This is a genomic window from Parvibaculum sp., assembly GCF_045863935.1.
GTDB lineage: Bacteria > Pseudomonadota > Alphaproteobacteria > Parvibaculales > Parvibaculaceae > Parvibaculum.
In genome coordinates, this window is record NZ_BTVP01000012.1 from 25,872 (window position 1) to 46,138 (window position 20,267).

The 20,267-nt window shown below is 66.0% G+C and carries 15 protein-coding genes; 13 read left to right on the forward strand and 2 right to left on the reverse strand.

Annotated features, from left to right (window positions below; translation table 11 throughout):
• From murD to ligA, 13 genes are all read left to right on the forward strand, one after another.
• Entirely contained in the window at positions 1–1,410 is a 1,410-nt protein-coding gene (murD, locus tag ACKUUH_RS06895; RefSeq protein ID WP_407949148.1) for a UDP-N-acetylmuramoyl-L-alanine--D-glutamate ligase, read from the forward strand.
• Positions 1,407–2,555 carry a putative lipid II flippase FtsW gene (ftsW, locus tag ACKUUH_RS06900; RefSeq protein WP_407949149.1) on the forward strand — a complete coding sequence of 383 codons (1,149 nt, stop codon included), beginning with the start codon at positions 1,407–1,409 and terminating at the stop codon, positions 2,553–2,555. Before murD ends, ftsW begins: the two co-directional genes overlap by 4 nt.
• Positions 2,552–3,742 (forward strand): undecaprenyldiphospho-muramoylpentapeptide beta-N-acetylglucosaminyltransferase, encoded by a 1,191-nt coding sequence (gene murG, locus ACKUUH_RS06905; RefSeq protein ID WP_407949150.1) that lies wholly within the window; start codon positions 2,552–2,554, stop codon positions 3,740–3,742. Before ftsW ends, murG begins: the two co-directional genes overlap by 4 nt.
• Complete coding sequence (gene murC / locus ACKUUH_RS06910) at positions 3,742–5,202, forward strand: UDP-N-acetylmuramate--L-alanine ligase (RefSeq protein ID WP_407949151.1); 1,461 nt, start codon at positions 3,742–3,744, stop codon at positions 5,200–5,202. Before murG ends, murC begins: the two co-directional genes overlap by 1 nt.
• Entirely contained in the window at positions 5,199–6,152 is a 954-nt protein-coding gene (gene murB, locus ACKUUH_RS06915) for a UDP-N-acetylmuramate dehydrogenase (RefSeq protein WP_407949152.1), read from the forward strand. The genes murC and murB overlap by 4 nt, the downstream gene beginning before the upstream one ends.
• Positions 6,149–7,075 carry a D-alanine--D-alanine ligase gene (locus ACKUUH_RS06920; RefSeq protein WP_407949153.1) on the forward strand — a complete coding sequence of 309 codons (927 nt, stop codon included), beginning with the start codon at positions 6,149–6,151 and terminating at the stop codon, positions 7,073–7,075. Before murB ends, ACKUUH_RS06920 begins: the two co-directional genes overlap by 4 nt.
• Positions 7,063–8,067, forward strand: coding sequence for a cell division protein FtsQ/DivIB (locus ACKUUH_RS06925; protein WP_407949154.1), 1,005 nt, complete (start codon positions 7,063–7,065; stop codon positions 8,065–8,067). The genes ACKUUH_RS06920 and ACKUUH_RS06925 overlap by 13 nt, the downstream gene beginning before the upstream one ends.
• Positions 8,064–9,374 (forward strand): cell division protein FtsA, encoded by a 1,311-nt coding sequence (gene ftsA, locus ACKUUH_RS06930; protein ID WP_407949155.1) that lies wholly within the window; start codon positions 8,064–8,066, stop codon positions 9,372–9,374. Before ACKUUH_RS06925 ends, ftsA begins: the two co-directional genes overlap by 4 nt.
• 150 nt (positions 9,375–9,524) lie before the next feature.
• The gene (ftsZ, locus tag ACKUUH_RS06935) at positions 9,525–11,213 is read left to right on the forward strand and encodes a cell division protein FtsZ (protein WP_407949156.1); all 1,689 of its coding nucleotides are present in this window, start codon (positions 9,525–9,527) and stop codon (positions 11,211–11,213) included.
• Positions 11,214–11,479: 266 nt separating this feature from the next.
• Positions 11,480–12,445 (forward strand): UDP-3-O-acyl-N-acetylglucosamine deacetylase, encoded by a 966-nt coding sequence (gene lpxC / locus ACKUUH_RS06940; RefSeq protein ID WP_407949157.1) that lies wholly within the window; start codon positions 11,480–11,482, stop codon positions 12,443–12,445.
• 213 nt (positions 12,446–12,658) lie between these two features.
• Positions 12,659–13,525 (forward strand): outer membrane protein assembly factor BamD, encoded by an 867-nt coding sequence (locus tag ACKUUH_RS06945; RefSeq protein WP_407949158.1) that lies wholly within the window; start codon positions 12,659–12,661, stop codon positions 13,523–13,525.
• 31 nt (positions 13,526–13,556) lie between these two features.
• Positions 13,557–15,239, forward strand: a complete 1,683-nt coding sequence (recN, locus tag ACKUUH_RS06950) for a DNA repair protein RecN (RefSeq protein ID WP_407949159.1) — start codon at positions 13,557–13,559, stop codon at positions 15,237–15,239.
• 80 nt (positions 15,240–15,319) lie between these two features.
• Positions 15,320–17,392: an NAD-dependent DNA ligase LigA gene (gene ligA / locus ACKUUH_RS06955; RefSeq protein ID WP_407949203.1), complete on the forward strand. Its 2,073-nt coding sequence runs from the start codon at positions 15,320–15,322 to the stop codon at positions 17,390–17,392.
• Here the strand turns inward: ligA and ACKUUH_RS06960 are convergent.
• Together ACKUUH_RS06960 and ACKUUH_RS06965 are read right to left on the reverse strand one after the other, a co-directional pair.
• Positions 17,389–19,203, reverse strand: coding sequence for an aminopeptidase P family protein (locus tag ACKUUH_RS06960; protein ID WP_407949160.1), 1,815 nt, complete (start codon positions 19,201–19,203; stop codon positions 17,389–17,391). The two genes, ligA and ACKUUH_RS06960, sit on opposite strands and share 4 nt — an antisense overlap.
• Before the next feature lie 39 nt (positions 19,204–19,242).
• Positions 19,243–20,175, reverse strand: a complete 933-nt coding sequence (locus ACKUUH_RS06965; protein WP_407949161.1) for a 50S ribosomal protein L11 methyltransferase — start codon at positions 20,173–20,175, stop codon at positions 19,243–19,245.
• Between the last annotated feature and the right edge of the window lie 92 nt (positions 20,176–20,267).

Below are 20,267 nucleotides of genomic sequence, written 5' to 3' on the forward strand. Positions count from 1 at the left end.
ATGATCGCGGCGACAGGCTTCGACAAGCGGAACGTGGCGGTGCTGGGACTCGGCAAGTCCGGCCTCGCGACCGTGCGCGCGCTCGAGGCCGGCGGCGCGAAGGTTTTCGCCTGGGACGATGCACCGGCTAAACGCGAGGAGGCGGCGCGGGCGGGCTTTGCGCTCGCCGATGCGTCGGGCTGGGACTGGAACGTTTTTTCGGCACTCATCCTGAGCCCCGGCATTCCGCTGACGCATCCGGTACCGCATCCAGCCGTGCTGAAGGCGCGGGCGGCAAATGTCGAAGTCATCGGCGATATCGAACTTTTCCAGCGCGCCGTGAACGCGAGCGGCGTGCCGGCGCACATCGTCGCCGTCACGGGCACGAACGGGAAGTCGACGACGACGGCATTGATCGGACACATGATCCGGCGTTGCGGCGGCGATGCGCAGGTCGGTGGCAATATCGGGCGCGCGGTGCTCGATCTCGATCCGCCGCAGAAGGGGACGGTCTATGTGGTGGAGGTATCCTCCTACCAGATCGACCTGGCGCCGGGACTTGCACCCGATGTCGCGGTGCTGCTCAACATCACGCCCGATCATATCGACCGGCATGGCACGCTTGACCACTATGCCGCCGTAAAGGCACGCATCTTCGCGCGGCAGGCGCAGGGCGACACGGCGGTGATCGGCGCCGACGATGCGATCACCATGGAAATCTGCACGCGCGAAAGCGCGCGGCGCGCGGAGGCGGTCGTGCCGGTTTCGATCGGCAAGGCGCTGTCCCGTGGCATCTACGTGCTCGAGGGCAACATCTACGACAGCACGGGCACGCAGACGGCGAAGGCGGGCGATCTGCGCGAAATAAAGACGCTGGCGGGAACTCATAACTGGCAGAATGCGGCGTCGGCTTATGCGGTGGGCCGCGCGCTCGGCTATCAGCGCGAGCGCATCCTAGCCGCTTTCGAGAGCTTCCCCGGCCTTGCGCACCGCATGGAAATCGTGGGCGAGGCAGATGGCGTGCGCTTCGTGAACGACAGCAAGGCGACCAATGCGGACGCCGCCTCGAAGGCGCTGGCAACCTACGACAACATCTACTGGATCATCGGCGGAAAGGCGAAGGAGGGCGGCATCTCCTCGCTTGAGCCCTGGTTTGCGAAGGTGCGCCGGGCCTATCTCATCGGCGATGCGGCGCATGACTTTGCGGCGGCGCTGAAGGGCAAGGTCGAGGCCATTCAGTGCGGTACGCTCGACCGCGCCGTGGAAGCTGCCTCGCGCGACGCGGTGGCGGACAAGGCGGACCTCAAGGTCGTTCTGCTCTCGCCGGCTTGCGCCTCCTTCGATCAATTCAAGAGCTTCGAGGAGCGCGGCGACGTCTTTCGCGCGGCCGTGCAGGAGCGCCTGAAGGCGAAGGGAGGGGCAGCGGCATGATTCGTCTCGCGCGCACCAACCGCAGCCTCTTTGCCGAATGGTGGTGGACTGTCGACAAGTGGACACTGGCCGGGTTGTTCAGCCTGATGCTGCTGGGCGGCGTGCTGGCGCTCGCGGCGAGCCCGGCGGTCGCCACCCGCATTCACCTGCCGCCGTTTCATTTCGTCTATCGGCAGATGGCGTTCCTTCTGCCGTCCATTGGCGTTCTGATCGGTGTGTCGCTTCTCAATGTGCGGCAAGTGCGCCGCGTCGCCGCCGCCGTCTTCGCCGTTGCTTTTGTGCTCATGGCACTCACGCCGCTCATCGGACCGGAGGTGAAGGGAGCGCATCGCTGGCTCCAGATCGGCCCCTTCGGCGTGCAGCCCTCGGAATTCGTGAAGCCCTCCTTCATCGTGCTGGTCGCATGGCTCTTCGCGGAGGCGCAGCGCACGCCGGGCGTGCCCGGCACGGCGATCGGCCTTGGGCTTTTCGGCATGGTGGTTTCGGTTCTCGCTATCCAGCCCGATTTCGGCCAGCTCATGCTCGTCACCATGGTCTTTGGTGCGATGCTCTTCATGGCTGGCCTGTCCTGGGGGTGGATAGGTTCCCTTGCCACGCTCGCGCTTGTCGGGGCGATCTCCGCTTACTCGCTGATGCCGCATGTGGCGAGCCGCGTCGACCGTTTCCTCAATCCGGAATCGGGCGACACGTATCAGATCGACCGGGCGCTCGATGCGGTGAATGCAGGTGGCATTATGGGGCGCGGACCGGGCGAGGGCGTCGTGAAACGCATTCTGCCAGATGCGCATACGGATTTCATTTTTGCGGTCGCGGCCGAGGAGTACGGCATCATCGCCGGTCTCGTCATCATCGGCATTTTCGCTTCCATCGTGATCCGCACACTTCGTCACGCGATGGACGAGCCGGACCTCTTCGTGCAATTCGCGTCATGCGGCCTCGTCGCGCTGTTCGGGTTGCAGGCGCTCATCAACATGGCGGTCAATGTGAACCTCATGCCCGCAAAGGGAATGACGCTGCCCTTCATCTCCTATGGCGGCTCGTCTCTCTTCGCGCTCGCCTTCGCGATGGGCATGTTGCTCTCGCTGACGCGCCGCCGCGCGGGTTCCCATGTCGCGCGGCAGAACGGACGGGGGATCGGCGCATGACGCATTATCCCCGCGGTCCCATCGTCATTGCCGCCGGCGGCACGGGCGGACATCTTTTCCCCGGTCAGGCGCTCGCGCAGGAATTGCGCCGCCGCGGCCGCAAGATCGTGCTGATGACGGATGAGCGCGTGCAGCGTTTCGACCGTCTGTTCCCGGAAGCGGATATCTATGCCGTTCCGTCGGCGACACCTTCAGGCAAAGGCCTCGCCGGCCTGTTGAGGGCGGCGCCTGCCATTCTCGCGGGCGTCGCTCGCTCCTTCGCGATCCTGCAGCGGGTGAAGCCTGCCGCGCTGATCGGCTTCGGCGGCTATCCGACACTGCCGCCCGTCGTGGCGGCGATCCTGCGCGGCGTGCCGACCTGCGTGCATGAACAGAATGCCGTGCTCGGCCGGGTGAACCGCCTCGTCGGTCCGCATGTAGAGGCGATCGCGTCCACCTTCGACAAGCCGAAATTCCTGAAAGCCCGTGATGCGGGCAAGCTCGTGCTCACCGGCAATCCGGTGCGCGACGCGGTTATCGCGCAGGCGGGTGCGCCCTATGATGCGCCGCAGCCGGGCGGCGACATCCGTCTTCTCGTTTTCGGCGGCAGCCAGGGCGCGCGCGTGATGAGCGATGTCGTTCCCGCTGCCTTGTCGCGTCTGCCGGAAGGGATGTGCCGCCGCCTTCGCGTGGTGCAGCAGGCGCGGCCCGAGGATATCGAGCGCGTCGGCCGCATCTATGCGGAAGCGGGCATCGGCGCGGAACTCAACTCCTTCTTTGATGACATGCCGGAGCGCATCGCCGCGTGCCACCTCGTCGTCGGACGGTCCGGCGCTTCCACGGTGAGCGAACTTGCCGTGATCGGGCGTCCGTCGATCCTCGTGCCGCTGCCGCATTCGCTCGACAATGACCAGAAGGCGAATGCGGAGAAGCTGGCAAGCGTGGGGGCGGCCTGGATGATCGAGCAAAAGGACTTCACCGAGGAAGCCTTCGCGCAGCGGATCGAGCAGCTTTTTGCCGCACCGGCAGATCTCGAAGCGGCAGCCGCCGCCGCAAAGGGCCAGGGCCAGCCCAATGCCGTGCGCGATCTCGCCGACCTCGTGGAGGCGCTGGGGCGCGGCGAATACCGCGCGCTCCGCAATCGCGGGCGCGGGGAAATCGCGCAGAGCGGCGGCAACAATCTCGAATTCGCGATCGGAGGTGCATGATGCGTCCGGCACCTCTCGACATCGGCAACATCCACTTCGTCGGCATCGGCGGCATCGGCATGAGCGGCATTGCCGAGGTCATGCACAATCTCGGCTACAAGGTGCAGGGCAGCGATCTCGCCGACAGCGCCAATGTGAAGCGCCTCAGGGCGCTCGGCATCGAGGTCTTCATCGGCCAGAAGGCAGAGAATGTGAAGGAGGCGCAGGTCGTCGTCGTCTCCTCCGCGATCCGGGCCGACAATCCCGAACTCATGGAGGCGCGGGCGCGCTTCCTGCCCGTGGTGCGGCGCGCGGAAATGCTTGCGGAGCTGATGCGCCTCAAGAGCTGCGTCGCGATTGCCGGTACGCATGGCAAGACGACGACGACGTCCATGGTCGCCGCCATTCTCGACAAGGCGGGGATTGACCCGACCGTCATCAATGGCGGCATCATCAATGCCTATGGCACCAATGCGCGCCTCGGCGCGGGCGAGTGGATGGTGGTGGAGGCGGACGAGTCCGATGGCACTTTCGTGAAGCTGCCGGCGACCGTCGCCATCGTGACCAATATCGATCCCGAGCATCTCGACTATTACGGGACGTTCGAGGCGGCGAAGGACGCTTTCCTCACCTTCGTCGAGAATGTGCCTTTCTACGGCGCGGCCGTCATGTGCATCGACCACCCGGAAGTGCAGGCGCTGATCGGGCGCGTGCGCGACCGCCGCATCGTGACCTATGGCACGAACCCGCAAGCCGACATCCGCGCGACGAATGCGCGCGTCGAGGACGGCTTCAACGTGTTCGATGTCGCGATCACCGACCGCAAGACGCGGGAGACGCGCGAGCTGAAGGGCGTGCGCCTCGCCATGCACGGCACGCATAACATGCTGAACAGCCTCGCTGCCATCGGCGTCGCGCTGCAAATGGGCATCGGCGACGGACAGATCCGCGCCGCGCTCGAAGGTTTCGGGGGCGTCAAGCGGCGCTTCACCTTCGTGGGCGAATGGAACGGCGTGCGCATCTATGACGACTACGGTCATCACCCGGTCGAGATCGCGGCGGTGCTGCAGGCCGCGCGTTCGGCGAGCGCGGGGCGCACCATCGCCGTCGTCCAGCCGCATCGCTACACGCGGCTTCACAATCTCTTCAACGAGTTCTGCGCCTGCTTCAACGACGCGGATGCGGTGATCGTCGCCGATGTCTATGAGGCGGGCGAAAAGCCCATCGAGGGTGCGAACCGCGATGCGCTGGTGCAAGGGCTTCGCGATCGCGGACATCGCGACGTGATGCCGCTCGAAGGGCCGGAAGCTCTGCCGGGTCTCATCGCGAAAGTGGCGAAGCCCGGCGATCTCGTCGTCTGCCTCGGTGCGGGCAACATCACCTATTGGGCGAACGACCTTGCCGCGAACCTCGAAGCGCTCGGCAAGAAGAAGCCTGCGACAGCGAAGCCTGCGGCGAAGAAGCCGGGGAGGAAGAAATGATGGCTGCGAAAGCCCGCACTTCCTCGCTGCTCGACCGCCTGCCGCCCGTGCGGGGTGAGCTCATTGCCGATGCGCCGCTCGCGCCGCTCACCTGGTTCCGCGTCGGCGGTCATGCGGAAGTTCTGTTCCGTCCGGCGGATGCCGACGATCTTGCCGCCTTCCTGAAGGGTACGCCTGAAGACGTGCCCGTGACGGTGGTCGGCGTCGGCTCGAACCTGCTGGTCCGCGAAGGCGGCGTGCCGGGCGTTGTCATCCGGCTCGGCCGTGAGTTCATGAATATCGACGTTCAAGAGGGGGACTGCGTTCGCGCAGGCGCGGCGGCGCTCGACGTTGCCGTGTCCCGCGCGGCGCAGGAAGCGGGCATCGCGGGGCTCGAGTTCTTCCGCGGCATCCCCGGCTCCATCGGCGGCGCGCTGCGCATGAATGCAGGCGCCTATGGCCGCGAGACGAAGGACGTGCTCGTCGCCGCCGTCGCGATCGACCGCAAGGGCGAGCGGCATGTGTTGACGCTTGCCGACATGGATTACAGCTACCGTCACAGCGGTGCGCCGGAAGAGCTGATCTTCGTGGAGGCGCTGTTCCAGGGCGCGCCGGGCGACAAGGCGGAAATCCTCGTTCGCATGAACGAAATCACGGCTTCGCGTGAGGCGACACAGCCGATCCGCACGCGCACCGGCGGTTCCACCTTCAAGAACCCGGACGGCAAGAAGTCCTGGCAGCTCATCGACGCGGCGGGTTGCCGCGGGCTTCGCAAGGGCGGGGCGCAGGTGTCGGAGCTGCACTGCAATTTTCTCATCAACACCGGCGACGCGACCGCCACCGATATCGAAGACCTCGGCGAAGAGGTGCGCGCGCGTGTGAAAGAGACAAGCGGCGTGACGCTCCACTGGGAAATCCGCCGGATCGGCGTCCGCGCCGAAGACACGAACAAGAGCGGGGGCCGCGCATGAGCAACGGAAAGCACGTCGCGGTTCTGAAGGGCGGATGGAGCGCGGAGCGCGAGGTGAGCCTCGTCTCGGGGCGCGGCTGCGCGGAAGCGCTGAAGAGCCGCGGCTACCATGTGACCGAGATCGACGCGGGGCGCGATCTTGCGGACCAGATTCTGAAAGTGAAGCCGGACGTCGCCTTCAATGCGCTGCATGGGCGCTGGGGCGAGGATGGCTGCGTGCAGGGGTTGCTCGAAATCCTGCGCATTCCCTATACGCATTCGGGCGTGCTCGCTTCCGCGCTCGCCATGAACAAGGAGCGGGCGAAGCCCGTCTTCCGCGCGGCGGGGCTTCCCGTTGCCGAAAGCGTTGTCGTGCCGCGCGAGCAGGCGGCTTATGGCCATGTCATGGACCTGCCCTATGTCATCAAGCCGGTGAGCGAGGGCTCTTCCGTCGGCGTTTTCATCGTGCGCGAGGGCGACAACAGGCCGCCGGCCGAACTCACCTCGCCGGAATGGAATCTCGGCAACGAAGTGATGGTGGAACGCTACATCGCGGGCCGCGAACTCACTTGCGCTGTGATGGGCGAGGAGATCTTCGGCGTCACCGAAATCATCGCCAACACCGCCTTCTACGATTACGAAGCGAAGTACCAGACGGGTGGGTCGCGCCATGTCATTCCGGCGCCGCTCGACGAGCATGTTTATGCAGAGGTGCAGCGCCTCACGCTCGCCGCGCACAAGGCGCTCGGCTGCCGCGGTGTTTCCCGCGCCGATTTCCGCTTCGACGACACACGGCCGGGCAAGACCGAACTCATTCTTCTCGAAGTGAACACGCAGCCCGGCATGACGCCGACATCGCTCGTGCCGGAACTTGCGGGCCTTGCTGGCTATTCCTACGGCGAACTCGTGAGCTGGATGGTGGAGGACGCATCATGCGACAGGTGAAGGCCCAGTCGCGCACCGGCGTCCGTGCGGCGCCAAAGAAGAAGAGCTCGAAGATCGCGCCGGGCAAGCGGCGCAATGCGAGCGCCATGAGCACGTTCGGCCGCCGCAGGGAGCGTCCTGCGGGTCCGCTTGCGCTCTGGTTCGAGAACCTGCGCGAGGGGAACTTCGGCACGCGGCCTTTCACCATGGGCGCGGTCGCGCTCATCGCGGGAGTCATCGTCTACGGCATCGTGATCGGCGGCCATGCACAGGCGGCGGTGGATGCGACGGGGCGGCAGGTGAACCGCGTGCTCGCACTGTCCGGTTTTTCCATCCAGGACGTGACCGTGACGGGCCGCGCGCAGACGCGGAAGGACGACCTTCTCGCGGCCGTGGGCGTGGACCGTGGCGATCCGATTTTCGGCTTCGACACGGAGGCGGCGCGCCAGCGGATCGAGCGGCTCGGCTGGGTGCGCTCGGCAACGGTGACGCGGCTCCTGCCCGACACGATCCGCATCGAGGTGAGCGAACGCGAGCCTTTCGCCTTGTGGCAGCGCGGCGGTGCGCTTTCGATCATCGATGCCGAAGGCCAGCCGATCACGGATGAAGGCGTGCAGGACTTCGCACATCTTCCCTTCATCGTCGGCTTCGGCGCGCCGCGCGAGACGCCGGCGCTCCTCAATCTCATGCGGGCCGAGCAGCCCCAGCTTCTGCAGCGCGTGCGTGCCTTTGTGCGCGTGAGCGACCGGCGCTGGAATCTCCGGCTCGAAAACGGCGTGGACGTGAAGCTGCCGGAAATGGGCGTCGGCAAGGCGCTTGCCGATCTCGCGGCCTACGACACGAAGTACAAGGTGCTCTCCCGCGACATCGTTTCCGTCGATCTCCGTCTGCCAGACCGCGTTTCGGTTGAGCTGACGGAAGACGCGGCGGCGACCAAGGGAATTGCGACGGAAGCGAAAACAAAGAACGGCGTTGTGCGGCCGGGTGGCGCCGCACGTGGAGGCAATACATGAATATGGTTTCTCTGGGTTCGAGGAGCTTTCAGGGGCGGCCGGTGGCGGCGGGACGGTCGGGCACGATCGCCGCGCTCGATGTCGGGTCGAGCAAGATTTCCTGTTTCATCGCGAAGATCGAGCCGGGGCGGACGTCCAATGGGCACGCGCCGGTGCGCGTCATCGGGATCGGTCACCAGGTCTCGCGCGGCATCCGGGCGGGCGCCATCGTCGACATGGATGCGGCCGAGGAGGCGATTCGCGTCGCGGTCGATGCTGCCGAACGGATGGCGGGCGTCACGATCCGCGAAGTGGTGGTCGGTTTCTCGGGGGCGGAACCGAAGAGCCAGACGGTCGGCGTGCGCGCCTCGATCACGGGCGGGGAGGTCAGCGATGTCGACCTTTCGCGGCTCATCCATCATGCGCAGGCAAACTTTCAGCCTGAGGGACGCGACGTCATGCACGCGATCCCGACGAACTATTCCGTGGACGGCAGCCGGGGCGTGCGCGATCCGCGCGGCATGTTCGGCGAGAAGCTCGGCGTCGAGGTGCATATGGTCAGCGTGCTGCGCGGGCCGCTCCGGAACCTCGAACTCTGCATCGAACGCTGTCACCTGTCGGTTGCGGGCGTCGCCGTGTCGCCTTACGCGAGCGGCCTTGCCTGTCTCGTCGAGGACGAAATGGACCTCGGTGTCGCCATGATCGACATGGGCGGGGGGACGACGTCGTTCGCAATCTTCTTCGAAGGCGCGATGGTTTACTGCGATTCCGTGTCAATCGGCGGGAATCACATTACTAATGACATTGCGCGGGGACTCTCCACGCCGCTCGCACATGCCGAGCGGATGAAGACTCTATACGGGAGCGCGCTGGCGAGTCCTTCGGACGAAAGAGAGATGATCGACGTGCCGCAAGTGGGCGAGAGCGATGCCGATTCGGCCAATCACATACCGAGGTCGATGCTGACAGGCATCATCCAGCCGCGGCTGGAGGAAACTTTCGAACTCGTGCGGGACCGGATGGAGGCGAGCGGCTATGGGCGGCTCGCGGGACGGCGCGTCGTGCTGACGGGCGGTGCGGCGCAGCTCAACGGCGCGCGGGAGCTTGCCGCGCGCATGCTCGACAAGCAGGTCCGCGTCGGCCAGCCGGTGCGGTTGACGGGGCTTGCCGAAGCGACGGGGGGCCCCGCCTTCTCCACCTGTGCGGGCCTTCTTGCCTACTCGCAAATCTCTCCCCTCGAAGCGGCCGGCGCCGGAGACGACGCCGGACAGGCCGCGTCCGCCGGACAGTTCCGGCGGTTCGGCCGTTGGCTGAAGGAGAACTTCTGATGAAACGCGCAAAACCGGGAACGAGTTTCGTTGAACGTGCCCTGGGACGGCTGGCGGCGCCGCCCGGCAGAGCGGGCATAAAACCGCCGCCTCGACGATGCGCGGCGACCCCGACCCCGGTTTTCAAACTTCGCTCCCAGGAGGCTTAACATGAGCATCAAACTTTCGGTTCCGCAGGCAAAGGAACTCAAGCCCCGGATCACCGTCTTCGGCGTCGGCGGCGCAGGCGGCAATGCGGTCAACAACATGATCGAGGCTGGCCTCGAAGGGGTCGACTTCGTGGTCGCGAACACGGATGCGCAGGCGCTGGCGCTCTCATCCGCCGAACGGCGCATCCAGCTCGGCGCGTCGATCACGGAAGGGCTCGGTGCGGGCTCGCGTCCCGAAGTCGGCTGTGCGGCGGCCGAGGAGGCGCTTCACGAGATCGTGGAGCACATCCAGGGTGCGCACATGGTCTTCATCACGGCCGGCATGGGTGGCGGCACGGGCACGGGTGCGGGCCCCGTCATCGCCCGCGCGGCGCGCGAGCAGGGCGTGCTCACCGTCGGCGTCGTTACGAAGCCCTTCCAGTTCGAGGGCTCGCGGCGCATGCGGCTCGCGGAAGAAGGCATTCGCGACCTGCAGCAATATGTCGACACGCTCATCATCATCCCGAACCAGAACCTCTTCCGGGTCGCGAACGAGAACACGACCTTCGCCGACGCTTTCGGCATGGCGGACCAGGTGCTGCATTCGGGCGTGGCTGGCATCACCGACCTCATGATGAAGCCGGGCCTCATCAATCTCGACTTCGCGGACGTTCGCACCGTGATGAACGAGATGGGCAAGGCCATGATGGGCACGGGCGAGGCCAGCGGCGAGAACCGGGCGATCGAAGCCGCGGAAGCCGCGATCTCGAACCCGCTTCTCGATGAAGTGTCGATGAAGGGTGCCAAGGGCGTCCTCATCAACATCACGGGCGGCATGGACCTCACTCTTTATGAAGTGGACGAGGCGGCAAACCGCATCCGTTCCGAGGTCGATCCGGACGCGAACATCATCGTCGGCTCCACCTTCGACACCTCGCTCGACGGGCGCATGCGCGTGTCCGTGGTCGCGACCGGCATCGAGGCGGAAGAAGCCCAGCTCAACCGGCCGGAGACGCAGGCCCAGGCACGTGCCGTGGCCGAGCGGGCCCCGGCGCGCGGCACGGCGGCGACTTTCCCCGCGCAGCAGACGGCCCGCACCCTCAATCCGGTGCAGGCGCAGGTCGAGCGGATCGAGGAGCGCATGGCTCCCGCGGCGGAAACGGCCCGGCAGACGGAGCTCGGCATCGAGGAAGAAGCCCCGGCGCCCCGGGCCGGCGGTCAGTTCGACGCGAAGGACTTCGAGGCCGAGGTCATCATCCACAAGCCCGAACCTCGGCAGGCGGTCCGTCAGGAACCGGAAGCCCCCGTCGTCGCGGCGAGTGCCGTCCGTGCGGAGCCCAAGACGCCGGCGCGTCCTTATATTCCGGGCGATCTGGACCGGGTGCAGAAGGGCGATCTCCCCTCCTTTCTTGGCCAGAAGGGCCAGCCTGTGCAGCAGTCCCGCGCCCCGAAGAAAGGCCCGACCTTCTTCGAGCGTCTGACCGGCGGCCGCCGGAAGGAAGCGGAAGAAGAGGCGGCTCCGGCGCCGCGGCGCGAGCCCGGAATGGCGCAGCGCCAGGCCCGGCCCGAACCCGCGCGTCAGGTCCCGGCCGAGACGGCCAGGCCGCAGCAGGAAAGCCTCTCTCCCTCGACCGAGAGCCGCCTCGTGCAGCCCTCCTATGAAGAAGAGCAGCTCGAGATCCCGACCTTCCTGCGCCGCCAGGCGAACTAAGCCTTCGAACCTGCCGGCGGGAACCCGCCAGGCAGGGTCATTTTCGAGGTTGAACCCGCCCTTTTCGGGGTTAATTCCCGAAGGGCGGGTTTTCCTTTCAGGTCAGGGGCTTAGGCGCCACCGCTGACCGTAACATTCAGTAAAAATCTGTTATTTGAGGGGGATTCGGCCTGCTGCTAGAACCATCCTCGCAGACCAGAGGGGGCGGGACTGCGTCGGGGGTAGTGAAAGTGTTCCAAGTGCCGAAATCCGAATTCGAGACAATCATGCTGGAAAATGTCCGGCGCGAGCGGCGCATCCGTGCGATCGCTTTTCCGCAGATGACGCTGGTCCGGCCCGTCGTGATCGACGGCGTGGGCCTCCATAGCGGCGCGCCCATCCACATGGTGCTGCATCCGATGGAAGCCGACAGGGGCGTCGTCTTCCGCCGGACCGATCTCGTGGCGCAGGGCCGCGAAGTCTCCGACATCCGCGCCACCTTCGGCAACGTCGTCAGCACCACGCTGTCGACCGAAATCGGCAATGCCGCAGGCGCCACGGTGAGCACGGTCGAACATCTGATGTCGGCGCTCTCCGCGCTCGGTATCGACAATCTTCTCGTCGAGATCGACGGGCCGGAAGTGCCGGTGCTCGACGGCAGCAGCGAAATCTTCCTCGAAAAGATCGAGGCGGCGGGCATCGAGAAGCTCGATGCGCCGCGCAAGGCAATTCGTATCCTGAAGCCGGTCGTGGTCGAAGACGGACAGAAACGCGCGGCGCTGCTGCCGGGTGAGGGCTTCCGTGTCGCCTTCGAGATCGACTTCGACAATCCGGTGATCGGGCATCAGTCGATCGAGGCGGATTTGCACGATCCCTTCTTCGCCGAGGACATTCTGCGGGCGCGGACTTTCTGCCTGCGCCGCGACATCGAGGCGATGTGGGCGGTGGGGCTCGCCAAGGGCGGCTCGCTGGACAATGCGGTGGTCGTGGACAACGACCATGTGATGAATGAGGACGGCCTGCGCTACGAAGACGAATTCGTGCGCCACAAGGTGCTGGACGCCGTGGGCGACCTCGCTCTTTCTGGCCTGCCGCTGATCGGCCGCTACGAGGGCTCCCGTGCGGGCCATGCCATGAACAATCGCGTGCTCCGCGCGCTGATGGCCGACCCCTCGGCTTATGAGGTGGTGGACTTCGCGGAAGCGCGGCGTCCCGCTCCGATGGCTCGGGAACTTGCCATTTCGGCGGATTGATTTCAGCCTTTCAAGCTATGAAGGGCGCGTCCCGGGACGCGCCCTTTTTCATGTTTTCTTCCCGTTATCCGGCCGGCCTCGCCCCTCGTTCCGGCGCTATGGTCTCGGGGCACTTATTGAGATAGAAAAAGGCTCCGGATCGGCCCGCTTGAGGGGACGAGTCGGCAGGAATTCACGCATCGGGCGTCCGGTGCGGCCCGAAAATCGAACGAAATGGACTTTGCCCGAATGAGTGAGGCCAGGTTGCCCATCCGCCGTCATCCCGCCGTTTCCTTCCGCGCCCTTGTTGCGGGCGTCTTCGTCCTCGCCGCCGCCGGTCTGGCCGGCTGTTCGTCCGACGACGAGCTCCCTTACGAGGAGCGGGCGGTCGAGCAGATCTACAACAAGGCGATGGACCACATGGAGGCCAAGGAATACATCCCGGCCACCAAGGAATTCGACGAGGTCGAGCGGCAGCACCCCTATTCGGAGTGGGCGCGCCGGTCCATGCTGATGGGCGCCTATGCGAACTACAAGGTCAACCAGTACGACGAGGCGATCCTCAGCGCGCAGCGTTTCATTTCGCTGCATCCGAGCAACAGGGACGTGCCCTACGCCTACTACCTGATCGGGCTGAGCTATTACGAACGCATTTCGGATGTCGGCCGCGACCAGAAGATGACGGAGAACGCGCTCAACTCATTCTACGAACTGACGCGGCGTTTCCCGGCCAGCGAGTATGCGCGCGACGCCAAGCTCAAGATCGATCTCACACTCGATCACCTGGCGGGCAAGGAAATGGAAATTGGCCGCTACTACCTCAATCGGAGCGACTACATCGCCGCGATCAACCGTTTCCGCGTCGTGATCGAGAAGTATCAGACGACCACGCATACGCCGGAAGCGCTGGAGCGGCTGACGGAGGCCTATCTCTCGCTCGGCATCAAGACCGAAGCGCAGACGGCGGCGGCGATCCTCGGCTACAATTTCCCCGGCAGCGACTGGTACGAAGACAGCTATGCGCTGCTGGCCGAACAGGGGCTCGAGCCACAGGAGAACAAGGACTCCTGGATCAGCCGTGCCTGGAACTCCGTTTTCTGATCTCTCGGGTTTTCCTTAGAAGGCGTGTTTCATGCTCGCCGCGCTGTCGATCCGCGACATCGTCCTCATAGACCGGCTTGAGCTTTCGCTCGACAAGGGCCTGTGCACGCTGACCGGCGAGACCGGTGCCGGCAAATCGATCCTTCTCGACTCGCTCGGCCTTGCGATCGGCGCGCGCGCCGATGCCGGGCTCGTGCGCCAGGGGGCGGAACAGGGCAGCGTCACCGCCGTGTTCGATCTTCCCGCCGATCATCCCGCCCGCGCCCTTCTGGAAGAGAACGGCATCGACACCGATGGCGACCTCATTCTCCGCCGCGTGCAGACGCGGGACGGGCGCTCGCGCGCCTTCGTGAACGACCAGCCGGTGAGCGTCGGTCTGCTGCGCCAGCTCGGCGACATGCTGGTCGAGATTCACGGTCAGCATGACGAGCGCGGGCTTCTGGACGCGTCGGGCCACCGCGCGATCCTCGATGCCTTTGGCGGCCTTGAGCCGAAGTTGCGCGAGGTGCGCAAGCTCTGGGCGGCGGCGTCGGCCGCGCGCGAGGCGCTGGCGGGGCACGAGGCGGCGCTCGCAAAGGCCAAGGCCGAGCAGGACTACCTCACTCATGTCGTCGGCGAACTCGACGAGCTCGCGCCCGAACCAGGTGAGGAAACGACGCTCGCCGAAGAGCGCACGCTGATGATGCATTCGGAAAAGATCGCCGCCGATCTCGCCGAGGCGGAAGAGGCGCTTTCGGGCGATGGCGGGCTCGATGCGCGGCTCAACATCGCGTTGCGCCGCATGGCGCGCGTGGCGGAGCAGGCGGGCGGGCGGCTCGACGGGGCGATCGCGGCGCTGGAGCGGACGCTCAACGAAGCGGCGGAGGCGCGCGACCAGGTGGCGCAGGCGCTCCGCGCAATGGAGTTCGATCCCGCGCGGCTCGAGCATGTGGAGACGCGGCTCTTTGCGCTCCGTGCCGCCGCGCGCAAACACAATGTGCAGGTGGACAGCCTTGCCGCGCTCGCCGAGACGCTGCGCGGACAGCTTGCCGAGATCGAGGGCGGCGAGACGAAGCTCCGCGAACTCCGTCAGGCGGCGGAGCAGGCATCCGCCGCTTACAAATCCGCGGCGCAGGCCTTGTCGGAGGCGCGCGCAAAAGCGGCGGCGAAGCTCGACAAGGAAGTGATGAAGGAACTGAAGCCGCTGAAACTCGACAAGGCGAGCTTCAGGACGCAGATCGACGTGCTCGCCGAAGGCGGACCGGACGGCCTCGACCGCGTGTCCTTTCTCGTTTCGACCAATCCCGGCGCTCCTTTCGGTGCGCTCATCAAGATCGCGTCGGGCGGCGAGCTTTCGCGCTTCGTGCTGGCACTCAAGGTCGCGCTCGCCTCGCGGGGCAGCGCGCCGACGCTCATCTTCGACGAGGTGGATGCGGGCGTCGGCGGCGCGGTGGCGGAAGCCGTCGGCCTTCGCCTCGCGGAACTTTCGCGCGAGGTGCAGGTTCTCGTCGTGACGCATTCGCCGCAGGTCGCCGCGCGGGCACGGCACCATTTCCGCATTTCGAAGAACGAGGCCGGCGAGACCAAGGCGAAGAAGGATGCGCGGCTTGCGACACGCGTCGAGACGCTCGATGCCGATGCGCGGCGCGAGGAGATCGCGCGCATGCTCGCGGGCGCGACCGTGACCGACGAGGCGCGCGCCGCCGCCGACCGGCTGATCGGAGGACATCCTTGAGTAAGGGCAGCGCAAAAAAGAAGAGCGAGGCGCGCGAAGGCGGCGAAGCGCTGGCGCGCAAGCCCGTCGATCACCTGACGATGGACGAGGCGGCGGAAGAGCTCGAACGGCTTGCGGGCGAGATCGCCGAACACGACAAGCTCTACTACCAGAAGGACGCGCCGCGCATTTCCGACGCGGATTATGACGCGCTGCGCAAGCGCAACGACGCTATCGAGGCGCGCTATCCCGAACTCGTGCGCGAGGACAGTCCGAGCCTGAAGGTGGGGGCTGAGCCTGCGGAAGGTTTCGGCAAGGTCGTGCATCGCGTGCCGATGCTTTCGCTCGGCAATGCCTTCGACGATGAGGATGTGACGGATTTCTGGAACCGCATCCGGCGTTTCCTGAACCTCAAGGAGAACGACGCGCTCGCTGTCACCGCCGAACCGAAGATCGACGGGCTTTCGGCGTCGCTGCGCTACGAGAAGGGCCGGTTCGTGCAGGGCGCGACGCGCGGCGACGGGCGCGAGGGCGAGAATGTCACCGACAACATCGCCACCATCGCCGACGTCCCGAAGGTGCTCAAGGGAAAGAACATTCCCGACGTCGTGGAGGTGCGCGGCGAAGTCTATATGTCCCATGAGGACTTTGCGAAGCTGAACGAGCGTCAGCGCGAGGCGGGCAAGCCCGTCTTCGCCAATCCGCGCAACGCGGCGGCGGGTTCGCTTCGCCAGCTCGATCCCAAGGTGACCGCGTCGCGGCCACTGCGCTTCTTCGCCTATGCGTGGGGCGAGATGTCGGACATGCCCGCCGATACGCAGAAGGGCATGGTCGAGGCATTCGAGGGCTGGGGCTTCACCGTGAACCCGCTCTTCAATCGCTGCGACAGCATCGAGGCGCTGATCGCTTTCTATCACGATGTCGAGGAGCGCCGCGCGTCGCTCGGCTACGACATCGACGGTGTCGTCTACAAGGTGGACCGGCTCGACTGGCAGCAGAGGCTCGGTTTCGTCTCGCGCTCGCCCCGTTGGGCCATCGCGCACAAATTCCCCGCCGAACAGGCGATGACGGTGCTCGAAAAGATCGAAATTCAGGTCGGGCGCACGGGTGCGATGACGCCGGTTGCGCGGCTCACGCCGGTCACCGTCGGCGGTGTCGTCGTATCGAATGCGACGCTCCACAATGCGGACGAGATCGAGCGGCTTGGCGTCCGTCCCGGCGACACGGTGGTCGTGCAGCGGGCAGGCGACGTCATCCCGCAGATCGTGCGCGTGGTCGAGGACCGTCCGCGTGGCAAGAAGAAATTCGAGTTCCCCGACACATGCCCCGAATGCGGCAGCCATGCGGTGCGCGAGATGAACCCGAAGACGGGCAAGCTCGATGCCGTGATGCGCTGTACCGGCGGCCTCGTCTGCCCGGCGCAGGCGGTGGAGCGGCTCCGGCATTTCGTCTCGCGCAATGCCTTCGACATCGAGGGGCTCGGCGAGAAGCAGATCGCCGCCTTTTATGAAGACGGACTGATCGCGAAGCCGGACGACATCTTCACGCTGGAAGAACGCGACAGCAAATCGCTCAAGAAGCTGAAGGACCGCGAGGGCTGGGGCGCGACCTCGGTGAAGAAGCTCTTCGACGCCATCGATCAGCGTCGCGAGGTCGAACTCGACCGTTTCATTTTCGGGCTCGGTATCCGCCATGTCGGCGAGACGAATGCGCGGCTGCTGGCGCGGAGCTATGGCACGCTCGAGAACTTTGTGGAGCAGATGCGCGCCGCCGCCGATCCGGAAAGTGAGGCGCGGGCCGAACTTCTCTCCATCGACGGGGTGGGCGAGGTGCTGGCCGAAGCGCTCACCGATTTCTTCGCCGAGAAACACAATCGTGACGTGATCGAGGGCCTGAAGAAGGCGGGCGTGAAGGCCGTGCCGCTCGAAGCGCAGCAGACGGATTCCCCCATCGCCGGCAAAACCGTCGTCTTCACCGGCTCGCTCGAACGCATGACGCGCTCCGAGGCGAAGGCGCGAGCCGAACAGATGGGCGCGAAGGTTGCGGGCAGCGTGTCGGCGAAGACCGATCTCGTCGTCGCCGGTCCCGGCGCGGGTTCCAAGATCGCAAAGGCGCGCGAACTCGGCATCGAGGTCATCGACGAGGATGCGTGGATGGGAATGGCGGAGGGCTAGATCGCCCTTGTCGCTTCCTCAAGCCAGGCGCGCGTTTCCGCATCGAGCCCCGGCGACAGCGCCGCGCGCACGCGGGCGTGATAGGCGTTGAGCCATTCCGCCTCTTCTTCCGTCAGCAGGCTTCTCTCGACCAGCGCCAGATCGATGGGGGCGAGCGTCAGCGTCTCGAAGCCCATCATCATGCGCTCGCCGCCCTCGACGGGGGCGGGCGGCGTTACCACGCAGAGATTTTCGATGCGGATGCCATAGGCGCCTGCCTTGTAGTAGCCGGGCTCGTTGGAAACGATCATGCCGGGCTTGAGCGGCTGATGGCCCATCTTCGAAATGCGCTGCGGCCCTTCATGCACGGAGAGATAGGAGCCGACGCCGTGGCCCGTGCCGTGGTCGTAGTCGAACCCCGCCTTCCACAGCGCCATGCGCGCGAAGGCGTCGAGCTGCGCGCCCGATGTGCCTTCCGGGAAGCGCGCGGTGGCGATGCCGATATGGCCCTTCAGCACGCGGGTGAAACGGTCGCGTTCTTCCTCGCCCGGCGTTCCGATGGCGATGGTGCGCGTCACATCCGTTGTGCCGTCCACATATTGCGCGCCGGAATCGACGAGAAAGAGTTCGCCCCGCCTGAGCGGCATGTTGGTCGCGGTCGTCACCCGGTAATGCACGATGGCGCCGTTCGCGCCCGCGCCCGAGATCGTGTCGAAGCTCACATCCTTCAACTCGCCCGTTTCGGCGCGGAAGGCTTCGAGGCGTTTTGCCGCGTCGATTTCGGTCACGCCGCCGCCCGGTGCTTCCGTCGCCACCCAGCGCAGGAACCTCGTCAGCGCCCGCCCGTCGCGCAGATGCGCCGCGCGGGTGCCCGCCACTTCCGCCTCGTTCTTGATCGCCTTCGGCAGTTCGCAAGGGTCTTGCCCGCGCTTCACTTCCGCGCCGGCAGCGGCGAGCCGCGCCTCGATCCAGGAAGCGCAGGTCGCGGGATCGACCAGCACCGTCTTCTTCGCTCGCCCGAGCGCATCCAGCGCGCCGCCCAGCGCATCGCGCGGATGCACGGTCACGATGTTGCCGAGATGGGCGCGCGCCGCGTCGTCCAGTTTCCGCTCGTCGATGAAAAGGTCGGCATGGCCGTCTTCATGCAACAGCGCGAAGGAGAGCGGCAGCGGCGTGTGCGGCACGTCGCTCCCTCGAATATTGAACACCCAGGCAATCGAATCCGGCATGGTCAGCACGGCCGTGTCCGCATCGCCCGACATGAGGTCGCCGGCAAGGCGCCTGATCTTGTCGGCGGCGGGTTCGCCCGCATACTCGATGGCGTGGGGGTGAACCTTCGCCACTGGCGGTTCCGGCTGGTCCTCCCACACGGCGTCGAGCGGGTTCGTGTCGACCGGCACCAGCGTGCCGCCCGCCTTTTCCGCCGCCTTGCGGAGCCGCGCCACCGCGTCGATCGTGTGCAGCCAGGGGTCGTAGGCGAGCTTCGCGCCCTTGGGCAGGTTTTCCTCGATCCAGCGCGCGGGCGGCTCGTCCATCAGGTGCTTCGCCTCGAAGGTATCGAGGTCGACCTGGGTGCGCACCTGCAACGTGTAGCGTCCGTCGACGAAGATCGCGGCCTTGTCCTTCAGCACGACGGCCATGCCGGCCGAGCCGTTGAAGCCCGTCAGCCAGCGCAGGCGTTCGGCATGGGGCGGCACATATTCGCCCTGGTGCTCGTCCGCGCGGGGGATGAGGAAACCGTCGAGCCCGCGGCGGCCGAGCTCCTCGCGGAGCATCGCGGCACGGGTCTTTCCGAGCGCCGGGTTGGCGCTGTCTTCATAGGTCTGGAACATGGCTAGAATGTAAGTGGCGGCCGGGGCGGGGGCAATGGGCTAGCCTTCCATCCGGAGCGTCACCCAGTCGCCCTTCGGTTTCCGCGAAACGAGCTTCAGCCCCTGCAGGGCCATGGCGCTGCGCACCATCGCCTCCTGCGTCCGCAGCGTGCCGGACAGGATCAGCGTGCCGCCGGACCTCAGATTGGCCCGGAAGGACGGTGCGAGCGAAACGAGCGGGCGGGCCAGGATGTTTGCGACGATGAGGTCGTAGGGCGCGCGGGCGCGAAGCGCCTGATGGCCGAAGCCCTTCGCGGTCACGGCGCTGACGAAGGGCGCGACGCCGTTCGCCCGCGCATTCGCCCGCGTCACCTTCACGGCCACGGGGTCGATATCGGAGGCGAGCACGTTCACCCGCGCGAGCTTCGCGATGGCGATGGCGAGAACGCCCGTCCCCGTGCCAATGTCGAGCGCGTTCAGGGGCACGCCCGGCTTCACCAGTTCGGAAATATATTCGAGGCATCCCGCCGTCGTTTCGTGGTGGCCTGTGCCGAAGGCCTGTCCCGCATCGACGAGAAGGGGGATCGCGCCCGCGGGCCGTTTCTCCGCGTCATGGCTGCCATGAACGAAGAAGCGCCCGGCGCGCACGGGGTCGAGCCCTTCGAGCGAGCGCGTCACCCAGTCCTCGTCGGGAACGGGCTCGATCCGGAAGCCTTCCGCCGTCGCACCGGTCTCCTGTTCGACGCGAGTAATCAGCTCACGGAGCGTTTCTTCTTCCGGCGCCTCGGCATAGAGCGCCTCGATCCGCCAGTCCCCATGCGCTTCCACCTCGTTCCATTCGGAAGCCGTCTGCACGAGCGGCGACGTGCCGGGCTCGGCTTCCGTCATCGAGACGGCGAGAACTTCCGGCCAGATCGCCGCTTCCAGCGCATCGGAGAAGGTCTCCGCCGCTTCATGGGGCACGGCGAAGGAAAGTTTCCAGAGGGAGGTCAATTTACTGCACCCCTCAAAACATATGTGTCACCCCGGCGAAAGCCGGGGTCCATGGGCCTGTCATCGCGTTCCGCGTTTGCCGGAACGCACAT